17 protein-coding genes and 1 other RNA gene are annotated in these 19,895 nt (G+C 68.3%); 16 read left to right on the top strand and 2 right to left on the bottom strand.

From position 1 onward, the window contains the following. Positions 1 to 68: 68 nt before the first annotated feature. Positions 69 to 890, top strand: a complete 822-nt coding sequence (rsmI, locus tag AC06FD_RS15600; RefSeq protein WP_394163856.1) for a 16S rRNA (cytidine(1402)-2'-O)-methyltransferase — start codon at positions 69 to 71, stop codon at positions 888 to 890. Between the two features lie 300 nt (positions 891 to 1,190). Here the strand turns inward: rsmI and rnpB are convergent. Further along, positions 1,191 to 1,541: RNase P RNA component class A (gene rnpB / locus AC06FD_RS15595), an RNA gene on the bottom strand. 29 nt (positions 1,542 to 1,570) lie between these two features. Further along, on the bottom strand, positions 1,571 to 2,380 hold the full coding sequence (locus AC06FD_RS15590) for an NRDE family protein (RefSeq protein WP_478078294.1): 810 nt from the start codon (positions 2,378 to 2,380) through the stop codon (positions 1,571 to 1,573). A gap of 325 nt (positions 2,381 to 2,705) precedes the next feature. Here AC06FD_RS15590 and mraZ point away from each other — a divergent pair, with 325 nt between their 5' ends. The 15 genes from mraZ (at position 2,706) to lpxC (ending at position 19,624) form a co-directional block, all read left to right on the top strand. Further along, positions 2,706 to 3,152, top strand: a complete 447-nt coding sequence (gene mraZ, locus AC06FD_RS15585) for a division/cell wall cluster transcriptional repressor MraZ (RefSeq protein ID WP_259209259.1) — start codon at positions 2,706 to 2,708, stop codon at positions 3,150 to 3,152. A gap of 14 nt (positions 3,153 to 3,166) precedes the next feature. After that, on the top strand, positions 3,167 to 4,135 hold the full coding sequence (gene rsmH / locus AC06FD_RS15580) for a 16S rRNA (cytosine(1402)-N(4))-methyltransferase RsmH (protein WP_259209257.1): 969 nt from the start codon (positions 3,167 to 3,169) through the stop codon (positions 4,133 to 4,135). Further along, positions 4,132 to 4,395: a cell division protein FtsL gene (ftsL, locus tag AC06FD_RS15575; protein ID WP_259209254.1), complete on the top strand. Its 264-nt coding sequence runs from the start codon at positions 4,132 to 4,134 to the stop codon at positions 4,393 to 4,395. The genes rsmH and ftsL overlap by 4 nt, the downstream gene beginning before the upstream one ends. Continuing rightward, positions 4,392 to 6,239, top strand: a complete 1,848-nt coding sequence (locus AC06FD_RS15570; RefSeq protein ID WP_478078293.1) for a peptidoglycan D,D-transpeptidase FtsI family protein — start codon at positions 4,392 to 4,394, stop codon at positions 6,237 to 6,239. Before ftsL ends, AC06FD_RS15570 begins: the two co-directional genes overlap by 4 nt. After that, positions 6,236 to 7,717 (top strand): UDP-N-acetylmuramoyl-L-alanyl-D-glutamate--2,6-diaminopimelate ligase, encoded by a 1,482-nt coding sequence (locus AC06FD_RS15565; RefSeq protein ID WP_478078292.1) that lies wholly within the window; start codon positions 6,236 to 6,238, stop codon positions 7,715 to 7,717. The genes AC06FD_RS15570 and AC06FD_RS15565 overlap by 4 nt, the downstream gene beginning before the upstream one ends. After that, on the top strand, positions 7,714 to 9,108 hold the full coding sequence (locus AC06FD_RS15560; protein ID WP_478078291.1) for a UDP-N-acetylmuramoyl-tripeptide--D-alanyl-D-alanine ligase: 1,395 nt from the start codon (positions 7,714 to 7,716) through the stop codon (positions 9,106 to 9,108). Before AC06FD_RS15565 ends, AC06FD_RS15560 begins: the two co-directional genes overlap by 4 nt. Continuing rightward, positions 9,098 to 10,183: a phospho-N-acetylmuramoyl-pentapeptide-transferase gene (mraY, locus tag AC06FD_RS15555; RefSeq protein ID WP_068849228.1), complete on the top strand. Its 1,086-nt coding sequence runs from the start codon at positions 9,098 to 9,100 to the stop codon at positions 10,181 to 10,183. Before AC06FD_RS15560 ends, mraY begins: the two co-directional genes overlap by 11 nt. Further along, complete coding sequence (ftsW, locus tag AC06FD_RS15550; RefSeq protein ID WP_259209238.1) at positions 10,183 to 11,511, top strand: putative lipid II flippase FtsW; 1,329 nt, start codon at positions 10,183 to 10,185, stop codon at positions 11,509 to 11,511. Before mraY ends, ftsW begins: the two co-directional genes overlap by 1 nt. After that, positions 11,508 to 12,602, top strand: a complete 1,095-nt coding sequence (gene murG / locus AC06FD_RS15545; RefSeq protein ID WP_478047947.1) for an undecaprenyldiphospho-muramoylpentapeptide beta-N-acetylglucosaminyltransferase — start codon at positions 11,508 to 11,510, stop codon at positions 12,600 to 12,602. The genes ftsW and murG overlap by 4 nt, the downstream gene beginning before the upstream one ends. A 31-nt stretch (positions 12,603 to 12,633) precedes the next feature. Further along, positions 12,634 to 14,070: a UDP-N-acetylmuramate--L-alanine ligase gene (gene murC / locus AC06FD_RS15540; protein ID WP_394163862.1), complete on the top strand. Its 1,437-nt coding sequence runs from the start codon at positions 12,634 to 12,636 to the stop codon at positions 14,068 to 14,070. Beyond that, entirely contained in the window at positions 14,067 to 15,062 is a 996-nt protein-coding gene (locus AC06FD_RS15535) for a D-alanine--D-alanine ligase (RefSeq protein ID WP_259209233.1), read from the top strand. The genes murC and AC06FD_RS15535 overlap by 4 nt, the downstream gene beginning before the upstream one ends. Continuing rightward, complete coding sequence (locus AC06FD_RS15530; RefSeq protein WP_259209231.1) at positions 15,059 to 15,790, top strand: cell division protein FtsQ/DivIB; 732 nt, start codon at positions 15,059 to 15,061, stop codon at positions 15,788 to 15,790. The genes AC06FD_RS15535 and AC06FD_RS15530 overlap by 4 nt, the downstream gene beginning before the upstream one ends. Further along, positions 15,787 to 17,022 carry a cell division protein FtsA gene (gene ftsA / locus AC06FD_RS15525; protein ID WP_259209228.1) on the top strand — a complete coding sequence of 412 codons (1,236 nt, stop codon included), beginning with the start codon at positions 15,787 to 15,789 and terminating at the stop codon, positions 17,020 to 17,022. The genes AC06FD_RS15530 and ftsA overlap by 4 nt, the downstream gene beginning before the upstream one ends. A gap of 284 nt (positions 17,023 to 17,306) precedes the next feature. Further along, the gene (gene ftsZ / locus AC06FD_RS15520; protein ID WP_478078290.1) at positions 17,307 to 18,533 is read left to right on the top strand and encodes a cell division protein FtsZ; all 1,227 of its coding nucleotides are present in this window, start codon (positions 17,307 to 17,309) and stop codon (positions 18,531 to 18,533) included. A gap of 179 nt (positions 18,534 to 18,712) precedes the next feature. Then, complete coding sequence (gene lpxC / locus AC06FD_RS15515) at positions 18,713 to 19,624, top strand: UDP-3-O-acyl-N-acetylglucosamine deacetylase (RefSeq protein WP_259209224.1); 912 nt, start codon at positions 18,713 to 18,715, stop codon at positions 19,622 to 19,624. Positions 19,625 to 19,895: the final 271 nt, after the last annotated feature.

Genomic DNA, 19,895 nt, shown 5'->3' with positions numbered 1-19,895 from the left:
TCGATGGGGGCAGCGGCCAGGGCCGGGGAACGGTACGATTCTACCCTTGACCCACGAGTGCCGTTGCGATGAGTGCTGTCCCCACGCTGTATGTCGTTGCCACCCCGATCGGCAACCTGGCCGACCTGACGCCGCGGGCGCAGGACGTGCTGCGCTCGGTGGCCGCGATCTGCGCCGAAGACACCCGCCGCAGCGGCCAGTTGCTGGCCCACTTCGGCATCCAGCAGCCGTTGGTGGCGCTGCACGACCACAATGAAGACGCGTTGTCCCAGCGCATCGTCGCGCGCCTGCTGGCCGGGGAATCACTGGCCCTGGTGAGCGATGCGGGCACGCCGCTGGTCAGCGATCCGGGCTACCGGTTGGTGCGCGCCGCGCGCGAGGCGGGCATCCGGGTGAGCCCGGTGCCGGGAGCCTGCGCGGCGATTGCCGCGCTGAGCGTGGCCGGCCTGCCCAGCGACCGCTTCACCTTCGAAGGCTTCCTGCCGGCCAAAGGCTCGGGCCGCCGCGAACGCCTGCAGGGCCTGGCCGGGGAAACCCGCACGCTGGTGTTCTACGAATCCTCGCACCGCATCACCGAATCGCTGGCCGACATGGTCGCCGCCTTCGGCGCCGAGCGCCCGGCGGTGCTCGCGCGCGAACTGACCAAGCTGTTCGAAACCGTCCTCGATGGCACCCTGGCCTCGCTGTTGCAGCAGGTGGAAGCGGACGACAACCAGCGCAAGGGCGAGTTCGTGGTGATGGTGCAGGGCGCCGCCGACGACGAGCAGGCGCAACTGGCCGCCGGCCGCCGCATGTACGCCAAGCTCAGCGAGCACCTCCCGCCGTCCACCGCGGCCAAGCTGGCCGCAGAACTCACCGGCGCCCCAAGGAAGGCCCTCTACGGCAGCTGATCGCGAGCTGGGCGCAGGCAGAGCCACCCCAAGGCTGGCTGCACGCGACGCCGAAAAGGTAGAGCCACCCCATGGGTGGCTGCACGCGACGCCGGAACGAACAGCAGCCACCCATGGGGTGGCTCTACGAGACCCGCAGCAAACACCGCATTTGAATAAAGCCCACGCAACCCATCTGGCGGCACAGCCCCCTTCAGTAAAGAGGGCGCGGCGACAGCCGCGGGGAATGGGACGCTGGTGGCCCGGGGCCCAAGGTTTGCGCTGCAAACCTTGGGGCTTTTTTCGTCACGACGAAAAAAGCGGCGGAGCCGGCCGATAAGCCGGGTTTTGTCGTGGACAGTCATTCCTCTAGACGCTACGTCACCGCAGCGCTCAAGCAACCTACCCGGACCCGACGCGGGCCACGCCATTAGGTCCCTATTTGGTCTTGCTCCAGGTGGGGTTTGCCGTGCCGGTCTGTTGCCAGACTCGCGGTGCGCTCTTACCGCACCATTTCACCCTTACCGGCTTCCCGAAGGAAACGTAGGCGGTATCTTTCTGTTGCACTTTCCGTCGGCTTGCGCCGCCCAGGCGTTACCTGGCACCTTGCCCTATGGAGCCCGGACTTTCCTCGGCATCCGCAAGGGATGACGCGACTGTCTGGCCGACTCCGCCGCGCGCATTTTCGCACATCCGCCCGGTCACAGGGGCGACGGATGCGAGAGCGCATCCGCCACCGGCCCGGGCGACGCATGCCCGACCCCCAGCCGCGTCTCGCCGATGCAGGCACCGTCCGGGCCGAAGCGACGCTCATGGATGAAGCCCTGTCCGCCCGCATCCAGCGCGATGACCGTGCTGGCGCGGGTGCCGTACTCGGGGCTGCGGATGAAGGCCGCACTCAGCCAGCGCTCGCGCTCCAGGCCGATGCCGGTGTCGGGCAAGGTGCTGTCGTCGGCCCGGGTTTCATCGGCCAGGGCCCGCCACAGACCGCTCAGGTCGTCTTCGCCATGATCGATCCAGGCCCGCAGTGCCGCGTTCAGCCGCAACGTTTTCGGCCAGGGCGCATCCAGCGGCCCGTTGGACATGCCATGGATGCCGGGCGCCAGCGCCTGCCTGCCCAGCGGGTGGTTGCCAAGGAACTGGCAACTTTCCTGGTCGGCCAGCAGCAGGTTGAATGGCGCGAAGGTGGTGGCGCGGGAGGCCAGTTCGTCGGCGAAGGCCACGGCGGACGTGCCCGCCCGCAGGTAATCGGCCACCAGCGCCCCGCGTGAGGGGCCGGTCTGGCGCGCGAGCGGATCGCGGACATTGGTGACCACGGCCATCCGGCCACCCGCGGCAACCCCGGCCCAGGTGCCGCCCGAACGCAGGTCACGTCCGGCCAGCAGCCCGGTGTCCGGCGCTGGCCAGGCCGCCAGCGGCGCGGTGGGGCGGCCGTGGAACTCGTCACGGTTGCCCGCCATGACCAGTTGCCAGCGGGGATGGGTTTTCCAGGCGAGGGCGAGCAGGCACATGGCGTCATTGTGCCGGGGTTTGCGCAAGACCGAGTCAATGGCGACGGGGCTCGGGATGAATGCGCGCCTATGTTTCACGCCCTCTACACGCGCCTGAACTTCGCCCCAATCTCAAAAAATGAGACGAAACAGCGACTTGTGGATAAGCCTTGAACAAGTCTCTAAACATTGCTGCAAGCCCTTGATGTCCAAGGCGATTTCTCGCTCGCAAAGTTGTTGACAACCCAATCGGCACTGCTAAGGTGGGCAACAGAGGCAAAACCGGGTTTTTTGTGGTTTTTCGTGGTTCAATGTTTCATCCAGGCGAAGGAAAGGTGCACGCGTCGTGTTTCAGGGCGAGACGGCCATCACGGTTGACGACAAAGGACGCATGGCGGTTCCCACCGCGCATCGCGACCTTGTCGCACGTGTGAGCAACAACCGCCTGGTCCTGACCTACAACCCGTTCGAGTCCGGCTGCCTCTGGCTGTATGCCGAACAGGAGTGGGAGCGGGTCCGCGACGACGTCATGGCCAAACCCAACACACAGCGCGTCGTGCGTCTGCTGCAACAGAAGCTGGTCGGTTCGGCCGCGCATCTGGAGCTGGACGGCAACGGCCGCATCAGTATTCCTGCCAGCCACCGCGGTGCCGTTGGCATTGAAAAGAAGGCGGTTCTGCTCGGCATGGGCGACAAATTCGAATTGTGGAGCGAGCAGGCACATCGCGCATTGATCCAGCAGACGTTGTCTGACGGGGATCTGGGCGATGGGTTGCTCGACCTGAAGTTGTGAGCCGGGGTGCCCGGATGCGCGGAGCAGCGCAGACCGGTCACCTTCCGGTGTCGCAGTCGCCGGCAGGGCATCTGCCGGTGCTGTACACGCAGGTCCTGGATGGCCTGAAGGTGATCGAAAACGGTACGTATCTCGATGGCACGTTTGGTCGTGGCGGTCACGCCCGCGGCGTGCTCGAGCAACTCGGTCCTGGAGGCCGGCTGCTGGTCATGGACAAGGATCCCGAAGCGATTGCGGTGGCCGAGCGCGATTTCGCGCCGGACCCGCGCGTGTCGATCTTCCGTGGCAGCTTCGCCGACCTGCTGCACTGGGACGCCACCGCCGACGGCCTGGACGGGGTGCTGTTCGACCTCGGCGTCTCTTCGCCGCAGCTGGACGTGGCCGAGCGTGGTTTCAGCTTCGGCAAGGACGGCCCGCTGGACATGCGCATGGACCCGGACAGCGGCGAAAGCGCGGCGCAGTGGCTCAACCGTGCCGAAGAGCGTGAGATCGCCGACGTGCTGTGGACCTACGGCGAAGAACGCCAGAGCCGGCGCATTGCCCGCGCCCTGGTGGCGCGCCGCGAGAAGCAGCCGTTCACCCGTACCGCCGAGCTGGCCGATGCGATCGCCGCGGTGATGCCGCGTGGCAAGGACAAGATCAACCCGGCCACGCGCAGCTTCCAGGCCATCCGCATCCACATCAACCGCGAACTGGCCGACCTCGAAGCCGGCCTGGACGCGGCGATGGCGCGCCTGAAGCCGGGCGGCCGGCTGGCGGTGATCAGCTTCCACTCGCTGGAAGACCGCATCGTCAAGCAGTTCATGAACCGCCACGCCAAGGCCCCGCCGAGCAATCGCCGGTTGCCCGAGGCGCAGCCGTTCGTGCCGAGCCTGGACCTGCACGGCGGCGCCATCAAGGCCGAAGACGACGAGTTGGCGGTCAACCCGCGCTCGCGCAGCGCCGTGCTGCGCGTGGCCGAAAAGCGCGAGGTGGCCGGGTGAGTCGCCTGCTGCTCATCGTGCTGCTGGCCTGCACCGTCGCCTCGGCGATCGGGGTGGTGTTCATGCGCCACCGCCACCGCCAGACCTTCATCGAGTTGTCCAGGGTCGAGCGTGCGCGCGATGAGCTCAATATCGAATTCGGCCGCCTGCAGCTGGAGCAGGCGACCCTGGCCGAGGCGACCCGGGTCGACCGCGTCGCCCGCGAGAAGCTCGGCATGAAGTTCCCCGAAGCGGCGGACGTGGTGGTGGTGCGGCCATGAACAAGTCCGGCCGCAACCGCGCACGCAACAGCTTCAACCTGCGCCAGCGCCTGAAGTGGGTGGGCCTGGCGCTTGGGCTGTGCTCGGTGTCGCTGGTTGGCCGCGCGGCCTACGTGCAGATCATCAACAGCGATTTCTACCAGCGCCAGGGCGAAGCGCGCTACCTGCGCGAGCTGCCGATCAACACATCGCGCGGCATGATCACCGATCGCAACGGCGAGCCGGTGGCGGTGTCCACCCCGGTCGCCTCGATCTGGGTCAACCCGCAGGAACTGCTGCGCGCCCCGGACCGCATCCCCGAGCTGGCCACCGCGCTGGGCATGCCGCTGGACGAGCTGACCTCCAAGCTGTCGCAGAAGGCCGACAAGGAATTCATGTACCTGCGTCGCCGGATCAATCCGGACGAGGCGGAAAAGGTGGTGGCGCTGAAGATTCCGGGCGTGGCCTCGCAGCGCGAGTTCCGCCGCTTCTACCCGCAGGGGGAAGCGATGGCGCACGTGCTGGGCTTCACCAACATCGACGACCGCGGCCAGGAAGGGCTGGAGCTGGCCTTCGACGAATGGCTGCGCGGCAAGGCCGGCGCCAAGCGGGTGATCCGCAACCGCAAGGGCGACACCGTCGAGAGCGACCTGCTGCGCGCCGCCGAGCCGGGCAAGGACCTCACCCTCAGCATCGACCGCCGCATCCAGTTCCTGGCCTTCAAGGAGCTGCGCAACGCGCTGATCGCCAACAAGGCCGCCGGCGGCTCGATGGTGATCATGGACGTGGCCACCGGCGAAGTGCTGGCCATGGTCAACCTGCCCACCTACAACCCCAATTCGGTCGGCGGCGCCGCCCCGGACACCCGCCGCAACCGCGCGGTGACCGACCTGGTCGAGCCCGGCTCGACCATGAAGCCGTTGACCATCGCCTCGGCGCTGCAGTCCGGGGTGGTCACCAAGGACACCACGGTGGACACCAACCCGGGCTACATGGCCGTGGGCCGGTTCACCATCAAGGACGTGCCGCGCAACAACGGCGTGCTCAACGTCACCGGCGTGATCACCCGCAGCTCCAACATCGGCGCGGCCAAGATCGCGGCCAAGATGCCGGACCAGGTCTTCTACGACCACGTCCACAGCTTCGGGTATGGCGTGTCCCCGCACAGCGGTTTCCCCGGCGAATCGGCCGGCGTGCTGCCGCGGCCGGCGCGCTGGAGTGGCTCGTCCAAGACCACCATGTCCTACGGCTACGGCCTGAATGTCACCCCGCTGCAGATCGCCACGGCCTACTCGGCGCTGGGCAACGGCGGCAAGCTGATCGCGCCGACCTTCGTCAAGGGCCAGCGCAGCGAAGGCAAGCAGATCATCGACGAGAAGATCGCCAGGGAAGTGGTGGCGATGATGGAAACCGTGGTCACCCAGGGCGGCGCCAAGCAGGCGGCGGTGCTGGGCTACCACGTGGCCGGCAAGACCGGTACCGCGCGCAAGGCCGGCCCGGGCGGGTACGAGCGCGGCCATTACAACGCGCTGTTCGCCGGCGTGGTGCCCGCCACCAATCCGCGCTTTGCCACGGTCATCGTGATCAACGACCCGCAGGCCGGCACGTACTACGGCGGCCTGGTGTCCGCGCCGGTGTTCCACAACGTGATGGAAGGCGCGCTGCGCCTGATGGACGTGCCGCCGGATGACATCGAGTCGTGGCTGGCCGCCCAGCAGTCCGGAAAGATGGGCCACGCCGCCTCGGTGCTGCCGATGCCGCCCCCGGAAACGGTGATCGCCCCGGATGCCGCCGCCGAATTCGATGCCGCGCTGCCCAGCGCGCACGCCCCGGTGCCGCCCGCGCAGGGAGGCACCCAGCAATGAGCCAGACGATGTTGCTTTCGCAGTTGATTCCCGACGTGGCGCTGGGCCATGACCCGTCCATCACCGGCCTGGTGCTGGACAGCCGGGCCGTGCGCCCGGGCAACGCCTTCGTGGCGATCGCCGGCTTCGGCGCGCATGGCCTGGGCTTCGTCGACCAGGCGCGCGCCAACGGCGCCGCGGCGATCCTGTTCGAGCCGCCGGCACCGATCGAACTGCCCGCACCGGCCGACGCCATCGCGGTCCCGGGCCTGCGCGCGCGCATGGGTGCGATGGCCGACCAGTTCCATGGCCAGCCGTCGCGTGCGCTGACGATGGTCGGCGTGACCGGTACCAACGGCAAGACCTCCACCGTGCAGCTGCTGGCCCAGGCCTGGCACCTGCTCGGCACCGCCAGTGGAAGTATCGGCACGTTGGGCGTGGGGCTTTATGGCCACGTGATCCCGACCGGCTTCACCACCCCGCTCGTGCTGCAGATGCATGAGGTGCTCGCGCAGCTGCGCGATGACGGCGCGCAGGCGGTGGCGATGGAAGTCAGCTCGCACGCGCTCGACCAGGGCCGCGTGGATGCCGTGCACTACGACGTGGCCGTGTTCACCAACCTCACCCGTGACCACCTCGACTACCACGGCGACATGGTCCAGTACGGCGTGGCCAAGGCGCGGCTGTTCCATCGCGAGGGCCTCAAGGCCGCCGTGGTGAACCTGGACGACAGCTTCGGCAGTGAACTGCTGCGCACCGTCGATGCCGGCGTCCAGCAGATCGGGCTGAGCTCGCGCGGCGCGCAGCAGGCCACGCTGCGCGCCGATTCGCTGAAGCTGGATGGCCGCGGCATCGCCTTCGACCTGGTGGTCGATGGCGCCCGCCATCCGGTGCAGTCGCCGCTGCTGGGCCGCTTCAACGTGGACAACCTGCTGGCCGTGGCCGGTGCATTGTTCGCACTCGGCCACCGCCCGGCGGCGATTGCCGCGCTGCTCTCGCAGCTGCAGCCGATCGCCGGGCGCATGAACCGCCTCGGTGGCGAGCGTGGCCTGCCGACCGTGGTGATCGACTACGCGCATACGCCCGACGCGCTGGAACAGGCGCTTGGCAGCCTGCACGACCACCTGGCCGGGCGCCTGGTGTGCGTGTTCGGCTGCGGCGGCGAGCGCGACACCGGCAAGCGCCCGCAGATGGCCGCCATCGCCGAGAAGCTTGCCGACGTCGTCATCGTCACCGACGACAACCCGCGCGGCGAAGACGGCGATGCGATCGTCGCCGACATCGTCGCCGGGCTGAGCTCGCCCGCCGCCGCCACCGTGCAGCGCGACCGGGCCACCGCGATCGCCACCGCGATCGGCCTGGCCGGCGCCGGCGACATCGTGCTGATCGCCGGCAAGGGCCATGAGCCCTACCAGGAAGTGCACGGGGTGCAGCATGCCTTCGACGACACCGACGTGGCCGGCCGCGTGCTGGCATCGCGGCAGGGAGTGACGCAATGAAGCGCACCCCGCTGTCGCTGATCGCACATTGGGCCGGTGGCGAGATCCATGGCGATGACACCGCCATCGACGCCATCAGCAACGACACCCGCACCCTGGGCCCGGGCAGCCTGTACGTGGCGCTGCGCGGCGAACGCTTCGACGGCCATGACTTCGCCGCCGATGCGGTCGCGCGCGGTGCCTCGGCGATGCTGGTCGAGCGCCTGCTGGACGTGGCGCTGCCGCAGATCGTGGTCGCCGACGGCGAGTACGCGCTGGGGCGCATCGCCCATGGCATGCAGCGTGACCGCGCCACCGAGGTCTTCGCGATCACCGGCAGCAACGGCAAGACCAGCGTCAAAAGCCTGCTGCTGGCGATCCTGGAACAGGTCGCGCGCGAGCAGCACAAGGTGGTCTACGCCAACCCGGGCAACCGCAACAACGAGATCGGCCTGCCGCTGGCCGTGCTCGATGCGCCGGAGGATGCCGACTTCGCCATCTACGAGATGGGGGCCGGCAAGCCGGGTGACATCGCCTACCTCACCGACATCGTGCGCCCGCGCTACGCGCTGGTGAACAACATCGCGCCGGCGCACCTGGAGCGGATGGGCAGCCTGCAGGGCGTGGCCACCACCAAGGGCGCGATCTACGCCGCGCTGCCGGCCGACGGCGTGGCCGTGATCAATGCCGACGACGCCTTCGGGATCTGGTTCGAGCAGCACATCGTCGGCCAGCCCCCGCGCAGCCGCGTGCTGCGCTACGGCCTGGACCACAGTGCCGACGTCTCGGCGCTGGCGATCCGCCCGACCGCCACCGGCAGCCAGTTCCTGTTGACCAGCCCGCACGGGCAGGTCGAGATCGCCCTGGCCTTGCCGGGGCGGCACAACATCAGCAATGCCCTGGCCGCTGCCTCGCTGGCGCTGGCCGCGGGCATCGGCCTGGACCAGATCGCACTGGGCCTGGCCCGTGCCGAACCGGTGCCGGGCCGGCAGATCGCGCACCAGCTGCGCAACGGCGCGGTGCTGATCGATGACAGCTACAACGCCAATCCCGGCTCGTTGGCCGCCGCGATCGACGCGTTGGCCGGCGGCAAGGCCGAGGGCTGGCTGGTGCTGGGCGACATGCGCGAGCTCGGCCCGGATGGCGAGGCGCTGCATGCCCAGGCCGGGCGCCGCGCGCGCGAGGCCGGTCTCAAGCGCCTGTACACGCTGGGCACGCTCAGTGCGACCGCATCCACCGCCTTCGGCGAGGGCGGCCGGCACTTCCAGGACCACGACAGCCTGGCCGCGGCGCTGGCCGACGAACTGCATGCTGGCGTGCGCTGCCTGGTCAAGGGCTCGCGCGGCAGTGCCATGGACAAAATTGTGAAAGCGCTGCTGGCGCGAGGAGAGGAAAGCCCCAATGTTGCTTGAACTGGCCCGATGGTTGCAGCAGTTGGAGAGCCTGTTCGGGCTGTTCGGCTATCTGACTCTGCGCGGCATCCTGGCCGCGCTTACCGCGCTGTTCCTGTCGCTGTGGCTGGGCCCGGCGATGATCCGCAAGCTGGCGCAGTTCAAGGGTGGCCAGCCGATCCGCACCGACGGCCCGCAGACCCACTTCTCCAAGGCCGGCACGCCGACCATGGGCGGTTCGCTGATCCTGCTCACCATCACCCTGTCGGTGCTGCTGTGGGCCGACCTGCGCAACCGCTATGTGTGGGTGGTGCTGGCGGTGATGCTGTGCTTCGGCGCCATCGGCTGGTATGACGACTGGATCAAGATCGTGCGCCGCGACCCGAACGGGTTGAAGTCGCGCTGGAAGTACCTGCTGCAGTCGATCTTCGGCCTGGCCGCGGGCCTGTTCCTGTTCTACACCGCCGACGTGCCGGCCGCGCTGACGTTCTATATCCCGATGTTCAAGTCGGTGGCATTGCCGCTGGCCGGGATCAGCTTCGTGGCCATCGCCTACTTCTGGATCGTCGGCTTCTCCAACGCGGTCAACCTGACCGACGGCCTGGACGGCCTGGCGATCATGCCGACCGTGCTGGTGGCCTGCGCGCTGGGCGTGTTTGCCTACGCCTCGGGCAACGTGGTGTTCTCCAACTACCTGCAGATCCCGCAGATCCCGGGGGCCGGCGAGCTGGTCATCATCTGCGCGGCGATCGCCGGCGCGGGCCTGGGCTTCCTGTGGTTCAACACCTATCCGGCCATGGTCTTCATGGGCGACATCGGCGCGCTGGCGCTGGGCGCGGTGTTGGGCACCATCGCGGTGATCACCCGCCAGGAACTGGTGCTGGTGATCATGGGCGGCGTGTTCGTGATCGAAACGCTGTCGGTGATGATCCAGGTCGCCTCGTTCAAGCTGACCGGCAAGCGCGTGTTCCGGATGGCGCCGATCCACCACCACTTCGAACTGAAGGGCTGGCCCGAACCGCGCGTGATCGTGCGCTTCTGGATCATCTCGGTGGTGCTGGTGCTGATCGGCCTGGCCACGTTGAAGGTCCGCTGATGAACGACCTGTCGCGCCAGGCAACCCGCCTTGAAGCCATCGGAGGCCACTTCGACAAGTGGCTGCTGGGCGCGATCATCGCGCTCACCGGGCTGGGCGTGGTGATGGTCGCGTCGAGCTCGATCGCGCTGATGAGCAGCCCGTTCTATTACCTCAACCGCCACCTGATCTTCCTGGCGGTGGGCATCGTGCTGGCGATCATCGCCATGCGCACCGAGCTCAAGAGCATCGAACAGTACAACCAGGTGCTGCTGCTGGGCTGCTTCGCCCTGCTGGTGGTGGTGTTCGTGCCCGGCCTGGGCAGCAGCGTCAACGGCGCGCGCCGCTGGATCAACCTGGGCATCTCCAAGTTCCAGACCGTCGAAGCGGTCAAGGTGCTCTACATCGTGTGGCTGTCCAGCTACCTGGTGCGCTTCCGCGATGAGGTCAATGCCACCTGGCCGGCGATGCTCAAGCCACTCGGCGTGGCCGGCGCGCTGGTGGTGCTGCTGCTGCTGCAGCCGGACTTCGGCTCCTCCACCCTGCTGCTGGCGATCACCGCCGGCATGCTGGTGCTGGGCGGGGTGAACATGCCGCGCATGTCCATGCCGGTGGTGTTCGGGCTGGTGGCGATGAGCGCGCTGGCGATCATCGAACCGTACCGCATGCGCCGCATCACCTCCTTCCTCGACCCGTGGGCCGACCAGCAGGGCGACGGCTACCAGCTGTCCAACGCGCTGATGGCCGTCGGCCGCGGCGAATGGACCGGCGTGGGCCTGGGCAACTCGGTGCAGAAGCTCTACTACCTGCCCGAGGCGCACACCGACTTCATCTTCTCGGTCACCGCCGAGGAGCTGGGCTTCCTCGGTACCTGCCTGATCATTTCGCTGTACGCCCTGCTGGTCGGTCGCACCTTCTGGCTGGGCATGCGCTGCGTGGAGATGAAGCGCCACTTCTCCGGCTACATCGCCTTCGGCATCGGGCTGTGGATCAGCATGCAGAGCTTCGTCTCGATCGGGGTCAACCTCGGCATCCTGCCGACCAAGGGCCTGACCCTGCCGCTGATTTCCTCCGGTGGCTCCAGCGTGCTGATGACCTGCGTGGCGATGGGCCTGCTGCTGCGGGTGTCCTACGAACTGGATCGCGCCGAGCGCCGCCAGGCCGTGCGCATGGGCGCCGCCGAAGGCGACGAGCCGGTGGGCGGTGAACCGGGCAGGGCGCCGGGCGCATCCGCCGTGGCCGCTGCGATGCAGGACGCCGCGCATGACGCGGCACCGCGCGACAGTTCGCCACGCGGCACCAGCCGCATGCAGCAACGCATCGAACCGACGTTGGGGAGGATGGGATGAGCACCGTCTCCACCCCGTCCTCCGCGCGCCCGGTGCTGATCATGGCCGGCGGCACCGGTGGCCACATCTTCCCCGGCCTGGCCGTGGCCCGGGTGCTGCGCGAGCGCGGCATCCCGGTGACCTGGCTGGGCAGTGACGGTGGCATGGAAACGCGCCTGGTGCCGCAGCACGACATCCACATCGACACGCTGGCCATCAGCGGACTGCGCGGCAAGGGCAAGCTCGCCCTGCTGACCGCGCCGGGGCGCCTGCTGCGCGCGGTGCGCGCGGCCGGCTTCCTGATCCGCGACCGCCAGCCCCGCGCGGTGATCGCCTTCGGCGGGTTCGCCTCCGGCCCCGGCGGCCTGGCCGCGCGCCTGCACGGCCTGCCGCTGCTGGTGCACGAACAGAACCGCGCGCCCGGCCTGACCAATCGCATCCTGTCGCGCTTCGCACGGCGCGTGCTGACCGGCTTCCCGGGCAGCTTCGCCCAGCGCGAGGAAGCGGTGGGCAACCCGGTGCGTGCCGAGATCGCCGCGATCACCCCGCCCGAACTGCGCCTGGCCAACCGCCAGGGGCCGCTGCGGCTGCTGGTACTCGGTGGCAGCCAGGGCGCGCGCGCCTTGAACACCGCCGTGCCGCAGGCGCTGGCCGCGCTGGGCGCCGGCAGCGCGTTCGACGTGCGCCACCAGAGCGGCGAAAAACTGCATGCCGAAGCGTTGAAGGCCTACCAGGATGCCGGCGTGACCGCGCGCGTGGATGCCTTCATCGCCGACATGGCCGAGGCGTTCGCCTGGGCCGACCTGGTGGTGTGCCGCTCCGGCGCCTCGACCCTGGCCGAGCTGTGTGCGGTCGGGATCGGCAGCGTGCTGGTGCCGTTCGCCGCCGCCGTCGACGACCACCAGACCCGCAACGCAGAGTACCTGGTCGAACGGGGCGCGGCGGTATTGCTGAAGCAGGATGAAACGCTGGCCACGCACCTGCAGGGCGTGCTGCGCGAATTGTCCGAAAATTCCGCCCGTCGCATGCAGATGGCCAACGCCGCGCGTGCCCTGGCCAAAGTCGATGCCGCCGAGCGCATCGCCGACATCATTCTCGAGGAATCCAAATGAAGACCGCTACGCGCCTGCCGCGAGGCCGCGCATGATCCGCCGCCTGCACGACACCAACGACCTGGTCCGCGCGTTCCCGCGCGTGCACTTCGTCGGCATCGGCGGCACCGGCATGAGCGGCATCGCCGAAGTGATGCTGACGCTGGGCTACGAAGTGTCCGGTTCGGACAACGCCGACAACGCCGCGACCCGTCGCCTGGCCAGCCTGGGTGCGCGCGTGATGCGCGGCCACTCGGCCGCCAACGTGCTGGGCACCGACTGCGTGGTGGTGTCCAGCGCGATCCGCGATGACAACCCCGAGCTGATGGAAGCGCGCAGCCAGCGCATCCCGATCATGCCGCGCGCTGCCATGCTGGCCGAGCTGATGCGCTTCCGCCGCGGTATCGCGGTAGCCGGCACGCATGGCAAGACCACCACCACCAGCCTGACGGCGGCGGTACTGAGCGAAGGCGGGCTGGACCCGACCTTCGTGATCGGTGGCCAGCTGCTGGCCGCCGGTGCCAACGCCAAGCTCGGCGGGGGCCAGTGGCTGGTGGCCGAGGCCGACGAGAGCGATGGCAGCTTCCTGCGCCTGAACCCGCTGGTGTCGGTGATCACCAACATCGATTCGGACCACCTGGAAAACTACGGCAACGATTTCGCCCGGGTCCAGGCCGCCTTCGCCGAATTCCTGCAGCGCCTGCCGTTCTACGGCCTGGCCGTGCTGTGCATCGATGACCCGGAAGTGGCCGCGCTGGCCGCGCAGACCCCGCGCCACGTCATGAGCTACGGCATGAGCAGCACGGCCGACGTGCGTGCCGAGGACGTGGTCCAGGACGGTCCGCGCATGCGCTTCACCCTGCGCCTGCCCGAAGGCAGCAGCCATCCGGTGACGCTGGCGCTGCCGGGCGCGCACAACGTCCTCAATGCCCTGGCCGCCGCCGCGGTGGGCTGGCAGCTGGGCGTGGCGCCCGAGGCGATCGCCCGCGCGCTGGAGAGCTTTGCCGGCATCGGCCGCCGCTTCAACGACCTGGGCATCGTCACCACCGCCACCGGCGCCAAGGTGCGGGTGATCGACGACTACGGCCACCACCCGCGCGAGCTGGCGGCGGTGTTCGCCGCGGCGCGTGGCGGCTGGCCCGAACAGCGCCTGGTGGTGGCGTTCCAGCCGCACCGCTACAGCCGCACCCGCGACCAGTTCGACGCGTTCGCCGCGGTGCTGTCCGAGGTGGACGCGCTGGTGCTGAGCGAGGTCTATCCGGCCGGCGAAGCGCCGATCCCCGGCGCCGATTCGCGCTCGCTGGCGCGCGCCATCCGCGCCCGCGGCCGCAGCGAACCGGTGGTGGTCGGCCAGACCGCCGAGCTGTCGCACGTCCTGCCCGACGTCCTGCAGGACGGCGACCTGCTGCTGATGATGGGCGCCGGCGACATCGGCCACATCGCACAGTTGATCGCCACCGAAGGCTTCACGGAGACCCCGGCGGCATGAACCCGATCTTCTTCCCCTCGCTGCGCATCACCGACCCGGCCCGCTTCGGCCGCGTCGCGGTGTTGCTGGGCGGCACCTCCAGCGAACGCGACGTCTCGCTGGATTCCGGTCGCAACGTGATCGAGGCGCTGCGTGCGCGCGGCGTCGACGCGGTGGCCGTGGACGGCATCCCGGCGCTGGCACGGGCACTGGTCGAACAGCGTTTCGACCGCGTCTTCAACATCCTGCATGGCCACAACGGCGGCGGCGAAGACGGCATCGTGCAGGGCCTGATGCAGGCCTTCGGCGTGCCGTACACCGGTTCGGACGTGCTCGGCTCGGCGCTGAGCATGGACAAGATCCGCACCAAGCAGGTCTGGCTGTCGCTGGGCCTGCCGACGCCGCGTTACGTCAAGCTGGTGGAAGGCGTGGACGTGCACGCGGCCGCCGCCGAACTCGGCTTGCCGGTGGTGGTGAAGCCGGCCAACGAAGGCTCCAGCGTGGGCATCAGCCGGGTCGTCGACGATGCCGGCCTGGATGACGCGGTGGCGCTGGCCACGCGCTACGACGGCCAGCTGCTGATGGAGCAGATGGTGGTCGGCGACGAACTCACCGTGGCCATCCTCGGCGACCAGGCGCTGCCGTCGATCCGCATCGTGCCCAAGGGCCAGTGGTACGACTACAACGCCAAGTACATCGCCGAAGACACCCAGTACCTGTGCCCGGGCCTGGACGGCGAGGACGAGCAGGAGATCCGCCGCATCGCGCTGGCCGCCTTCCAGGCCGCCGGCTGCCGTGGCTGGGGCCGGGTGGACGTGATGCGCGACCGCGCCAGCGGCCGCTTCTACCTGCTGGAAGTGAACACCGCACCCGGCATGACCAGCCACTCGCTGGTGCCCAAGGCCGCCGCACAGGCCGGCATCGGGTTCGAGGAACTGGTCTGGCGCGTGCTGGAGCAGACCTTGCCGGCCAACCTGCAGGACGGCACCGACCGGGAGCGCGCCCACGCATGAACGCGGTGCTGCGCATCTTCGTCTGGTTGCTGGCCCTGTCGGTGGTGGCGCTGCCCGTGGTGGCGGTGCTCAACGGCTGGGTCGGTGCCGAGCGCTGGCCGTTGGCCAAGTTGCGCGTGCACGCCGAATTCAAGCGGGTGCCGGCCGAACAGCTGCAGCAGGTGGTGCTGCCGTTCGCCAAGGCCGGCTTCTTCGCGGTCAAGCTGCAGGACGCCCAGGACGCCATCGAAAAGCTGCCGTGGGTGGAAAGCGCGCAGGTGCGCAAGCAGTGGCCGGACGTGCTGGAAATCACCCTGGTCGAACACAAGCCGTTCGCGCGCTGGGGCAACGACCGCCTGCTGTCCGAGCAGGGCAAGCTGTTTGCCACGCCCAAGAAGCTGCAGGACCTGGCGTTGCCTGACCTGGACGGACCGGACAGCCAGACCGAGGAAGTGGTGGCGCTCTACAACGATGCACGCGCGCTGTTCGCGCCGGCCGGCGTGGACGTCAAGCGGGTCAGCATGGACGCGCGTGGCAGCTGGTCGCTGCTGCTCAGCAACGGCACCGAAGTGGTCGTGGGCCGCGACGACGCGCGTTCGCGCCTGCAGCGTTTCGTGCGCGTGCTGCCGCAGCTGACCAACCAGCAGGCGCCGATCGAACGCGCCGACCTCCGTTATACCAATGGTTTCACGCTGAGCTGGGGTACCCCGGCCGCTACCGCGCCCAAACCGGCGCAGGACAGGACATGAATCGCAAGGGTGACAAATCACTGATTGTCGGACTGGATATCGGCACCTCCAAGGTGGTGGCGCTGGTCGGTGAGTATTCGCCGGGCAATCCGATCGAGGTCATCGGCATCGGCTCGCACGAATCGCGCGGGCTCAAGCGCGGCGTGGTGGTGGACATCGAGTCGACCGTGCAGTCGATCCAGCGCGCGGTCGAAGAGGCCGAGCTGATGGCCGGCTGCGAGATCCGCTCGGTGTACGCCTCCATCTCGGGCAACCACGTGCAGTGCCGGAACTCGCCGGGGATCGTGCCGATCCGCGAAGGCGAAGTGACCTGGGGCGACCTGGACCGGGTGCTGGACGCGGCCAAGGCCGTGGCGATCCCGGCCGACCAGAAGATCCTGCATGCGATCCCGCGCGAGTACGTGCTGGACGATTCGCAGGAAGGCATCCGCAACCCGGTCGGCATGACCGGCGTGCGCCTGGAGGTGCATGCGCACCTGGTGGTGTGCGCGCAATCGGCCGCGGCCAACATCAGCAAGTGCGTGCAGCGCTGCGGCCTGCAGGTGGATGACCTGGTGCTGTCCTCGCTGGCTTCCAGCAAGGCCGTGCTGACCGCCGACGAGCGCGAGCTGGGCGTGGTGCTGGTGGACATGGGCGCGGGCACGACCGACCTGGCCGTGTTCGTGCAGGGCGCGATCTGCCACACCGCGTCGTTGCCGATCGCCGGCGACCACGTCACCAACGACATCGCCCACATGCTGCGCACCCCGACCCCGGAAGCGGAGCAGATCAAGGTGCGCTATGCCTGCGCGCTGGCGCAGCTGGCCACGGCCGAGGAAAGCATCCAGGTGCCCAGCGTCGGCGATCGCCCGCCGCGCCGGATGCCGCGCCACGCACTCGCCCAGGCGGTGCAGGGCCGTTACGAAGAGATCTTCGAGATGGTGCAGGCCGAATTGCGCCGCTCCGGCTTCGAGGAACTGGTGCGCGCCGGCATGGTGCTCACCGGCGGTGCCTCGAAGATGGAAGGCGTGGTCGAGCTGGCCGAGGAAATGCTGCAGATGCCGGTGCGCGTGGGCATTCCGCAGCACGTGACCGGGCTGGGCGAAGTGGTGGGCAACCCGGTGCACGCCACCGGCGTGGGCCTGCTGCTGATGGGCAGCCAGATCGAACACCCGCGCCGTCCGTCGCTGCCCACCGGGCGCGCGGGCAGCATGTTCAAGAAACTCAAGACCTGGTTCCGCGGCGAATTCTGAGCGCGGTCCTGACACGCAGTACACATGCAACACGCGATAAGCAGTTCCCGAAAATCCACGTAGTCCATGCAATACCCGCAATACCACGCAGTGCGATGTAGATAAAACAACGAGCAACACCGCGGCCCCCCGGCCGTTTCTTGAAACAGGCAACACGGCCCGAACCGGTGCGATCCGGCCAGGGCAACACCAACTACAACTCGCCGGCACGACGGTGGGGGAGGACAGGAGAAGGAATCTCCAACGCCCCCGTCCCGCGTAAACGGCATCAAGAGGACACGGACATGGCGCATTTCGAACTGATTGAAAAGATGGCACCCAATGCGGTGATCAAGGTGATTGGCGTGGGCGGCGGCGGCGGCAACGCCGTGGCGCACATGGTCAGCACCAGCGTGGACGGCGTGGAATTCATCACCGCCAACACCGACTCGCAGGCCATCAAGAATTGCGGTGCCAAGCTGCAGCTGCAGCTGGGTACCAACGTCACCAAGGGCCTGGGTGCAGGCGCCAACCCGGAGGTCGGCCGCCAGGCCGCGCTGGAAGACCGCGAGCGCATCATGGATGCCCTGCAGGGTGCGGACATGGTGTTCATCACCGCCGGCATGGGCGGTGGCACCGGCACCGGCGCAGCCCCGGTGGTTGCCCAGTTGGCCAAGGAGATGGGCATCCTGACCGTCGCCGTGGTCACCAAGCCGTTCCCGTTCGAAGGCCGTCGCCGCATGCAGGTCGCGCTGAAGGGCATCGAGGAACTGAGCCAGCACTGCGATTCGCTGATCACCATCCCGAACGAAAAGCTGATCACCGTGCTGGGCCGCAACGCCACCATGATCCAGGCCTTCCGTGCCGCCAACGACGTCCTCCAGGGCGCCGTGCAGGGCATCGCCGACCTGATCGTGCGTCCGGGCCTGATCAACGTCGACTTTGCCGACGTGCGCACCGTCATGTCCGAAATGGGCCTGGCGATGATGGGTACCGGCACCGCGCGTGGCGATGACCGCGCCCAGGCCGCCGCCGAAGCCGCCATCCAGAACCCGCTGCTGGACGATGTGAACCTGGCCGGTGCCAACGGCATCCTGGTCAACATCACCGCCGGCGCCGACTTCACCATGGCCGAGTTCGACGAGATCGGCCGCACCATCGATGGCTTCGCCTCCGAAGACGCCACCGTGGTGGTGGGTACCGTGCTGGATCCGGACATGCAGGACGAAGTCCGCGTGACCGTGGTCGCCACCGGCCTGAACCGTGCCGTGGCCGCCAAGACCCAGCGTCCGGGCGAGCGTGCACCGATCAAGCTGGTCCGCAACGCCACCACCGGCCAGCCGGAGTTCGGCGAGTTCGACACCGGCGGCGATGCCGTGTCCAAGGCCGTCGGTGGCATGGGCATGGGCCTGCGTCGTCCGAGCGCGGACGCGTCGACCGCGTCGACCCCGTCGTCTTCGGCGCCGGCCGCCGCCGAGCTGCCCAACGACTACCTGGACATCCCGGCGTTCCTGCGCCGCCAGGCGGACTGAGGAATGCGTGCCGGGGTCTTGTCCTCCCCGGTAGGCGCCTCCATGTCCCTTGCTGCCGGGCCCGGAGTGGCCCGGCAGTCTGCCGCCCGTGTTCTGGTTCAGAAAGGGGTGGTGGTAGTGCGTGTTATTCTTGTTTGTCTCAGCCGCGCTGACCGCGCGCATTCCCGGTCCTGCCCCCCATGATCCCGCAACGCACCCTCAAGAACACGATCCGCGCCACCGGCGTTGGCCTGCACAGCGGCGACAAGGTCTACATGACCCTGCGCCCGGCCCCGGTCAATCATGGCATCGTGTTCCGGCGGGTCGATCTGGATCCGGTGGTGGAAGTGCCCGCGCGTGCGGACCTGGTCACCGAAGTCACCCTGTGCACCGGGCTGACCTACCACGAGGCCAAGATCCAGACCGTCGAGCACCTGATGTCGGCGCTGGCCGGGCTGGGCGTGGACAACATCATCGTGGAGCTGTCCTCGGCCGAACTGCCGATCATGGACGGGTCCTCCGGTCCGTTCGTGTTCCTGCTGCAGTCGGCAGGCATCGCCGAACAGGACGCTCCCAAGCGTTTCATCCGCATCCTCAAGACGGTGGAAGTCACCGAAGGCGACAAGGTCGCCCGCTTCGAGCCCTACGAGGGCTACAAGCTCGGTTTCACCATCCAGTTCGATCACCCGATGATCCCGGCCAAGCAGTCCCGCGCCGAGATCGAGTTCTCCACGGCCGCCTACACCAAGGAAATCTCCCGCGCGCGCACCTTCGGTTTCATGCGCGACCTGGAGTACATGCGCGAGCGCAACCTGGGCCTAGGCGGTTCGATGGACAACGCCATCGTGCTGGACGAGTTCCGCGTGCTCAACGACGACGGCCTGCGTTATGCCGACGAGTTCGTGCGCCACAAGATCCTCGACGCGATCGGCGACCTGTACCTGGCCGGCGGCCAGGTGCTGGGGGCCTATGAAGGCTTCAAGTCCGGCCATGCGCTCAACAACAAGCTGGTCCGGGCCCTGATGGCCGATGCCAGCGCGTGGGAGTGGGTGAGTTACGACGCGGCCGCCGCGACGGCCCCGGTCGCCTACGGGGCGCCCGCCTACGCGTGATCCGCCCGCGACGCTGGCGCAAGTCATTGAATTGATTGAAAACCAAACGGCGCCCAAGGCGCCGTTCTGCTTTCCTGGGGCCAACCCGGGGTGACCTTGACGTCAATGAACCGTCTACGGACGCAGGTCACGGAATTGTGAACCTGATCGAGGTTATTGCTGAATTTAACGAGTTTTTAATAAAAGACTAACGACTGCGCGACGATCGACGGCTACGATGCTGGCCGGTTCCCAGACAAATTCACGTACTCGTGACGCGTCCGGGAAGGGG

The sequence above is a fragment of the Stenotrophomonas sp. Steno-Z1 genome (genome assembly GCF_056393175.1).
This window is presented reverse-complemented; position numbering and strand designations above follow the sequence as displayed.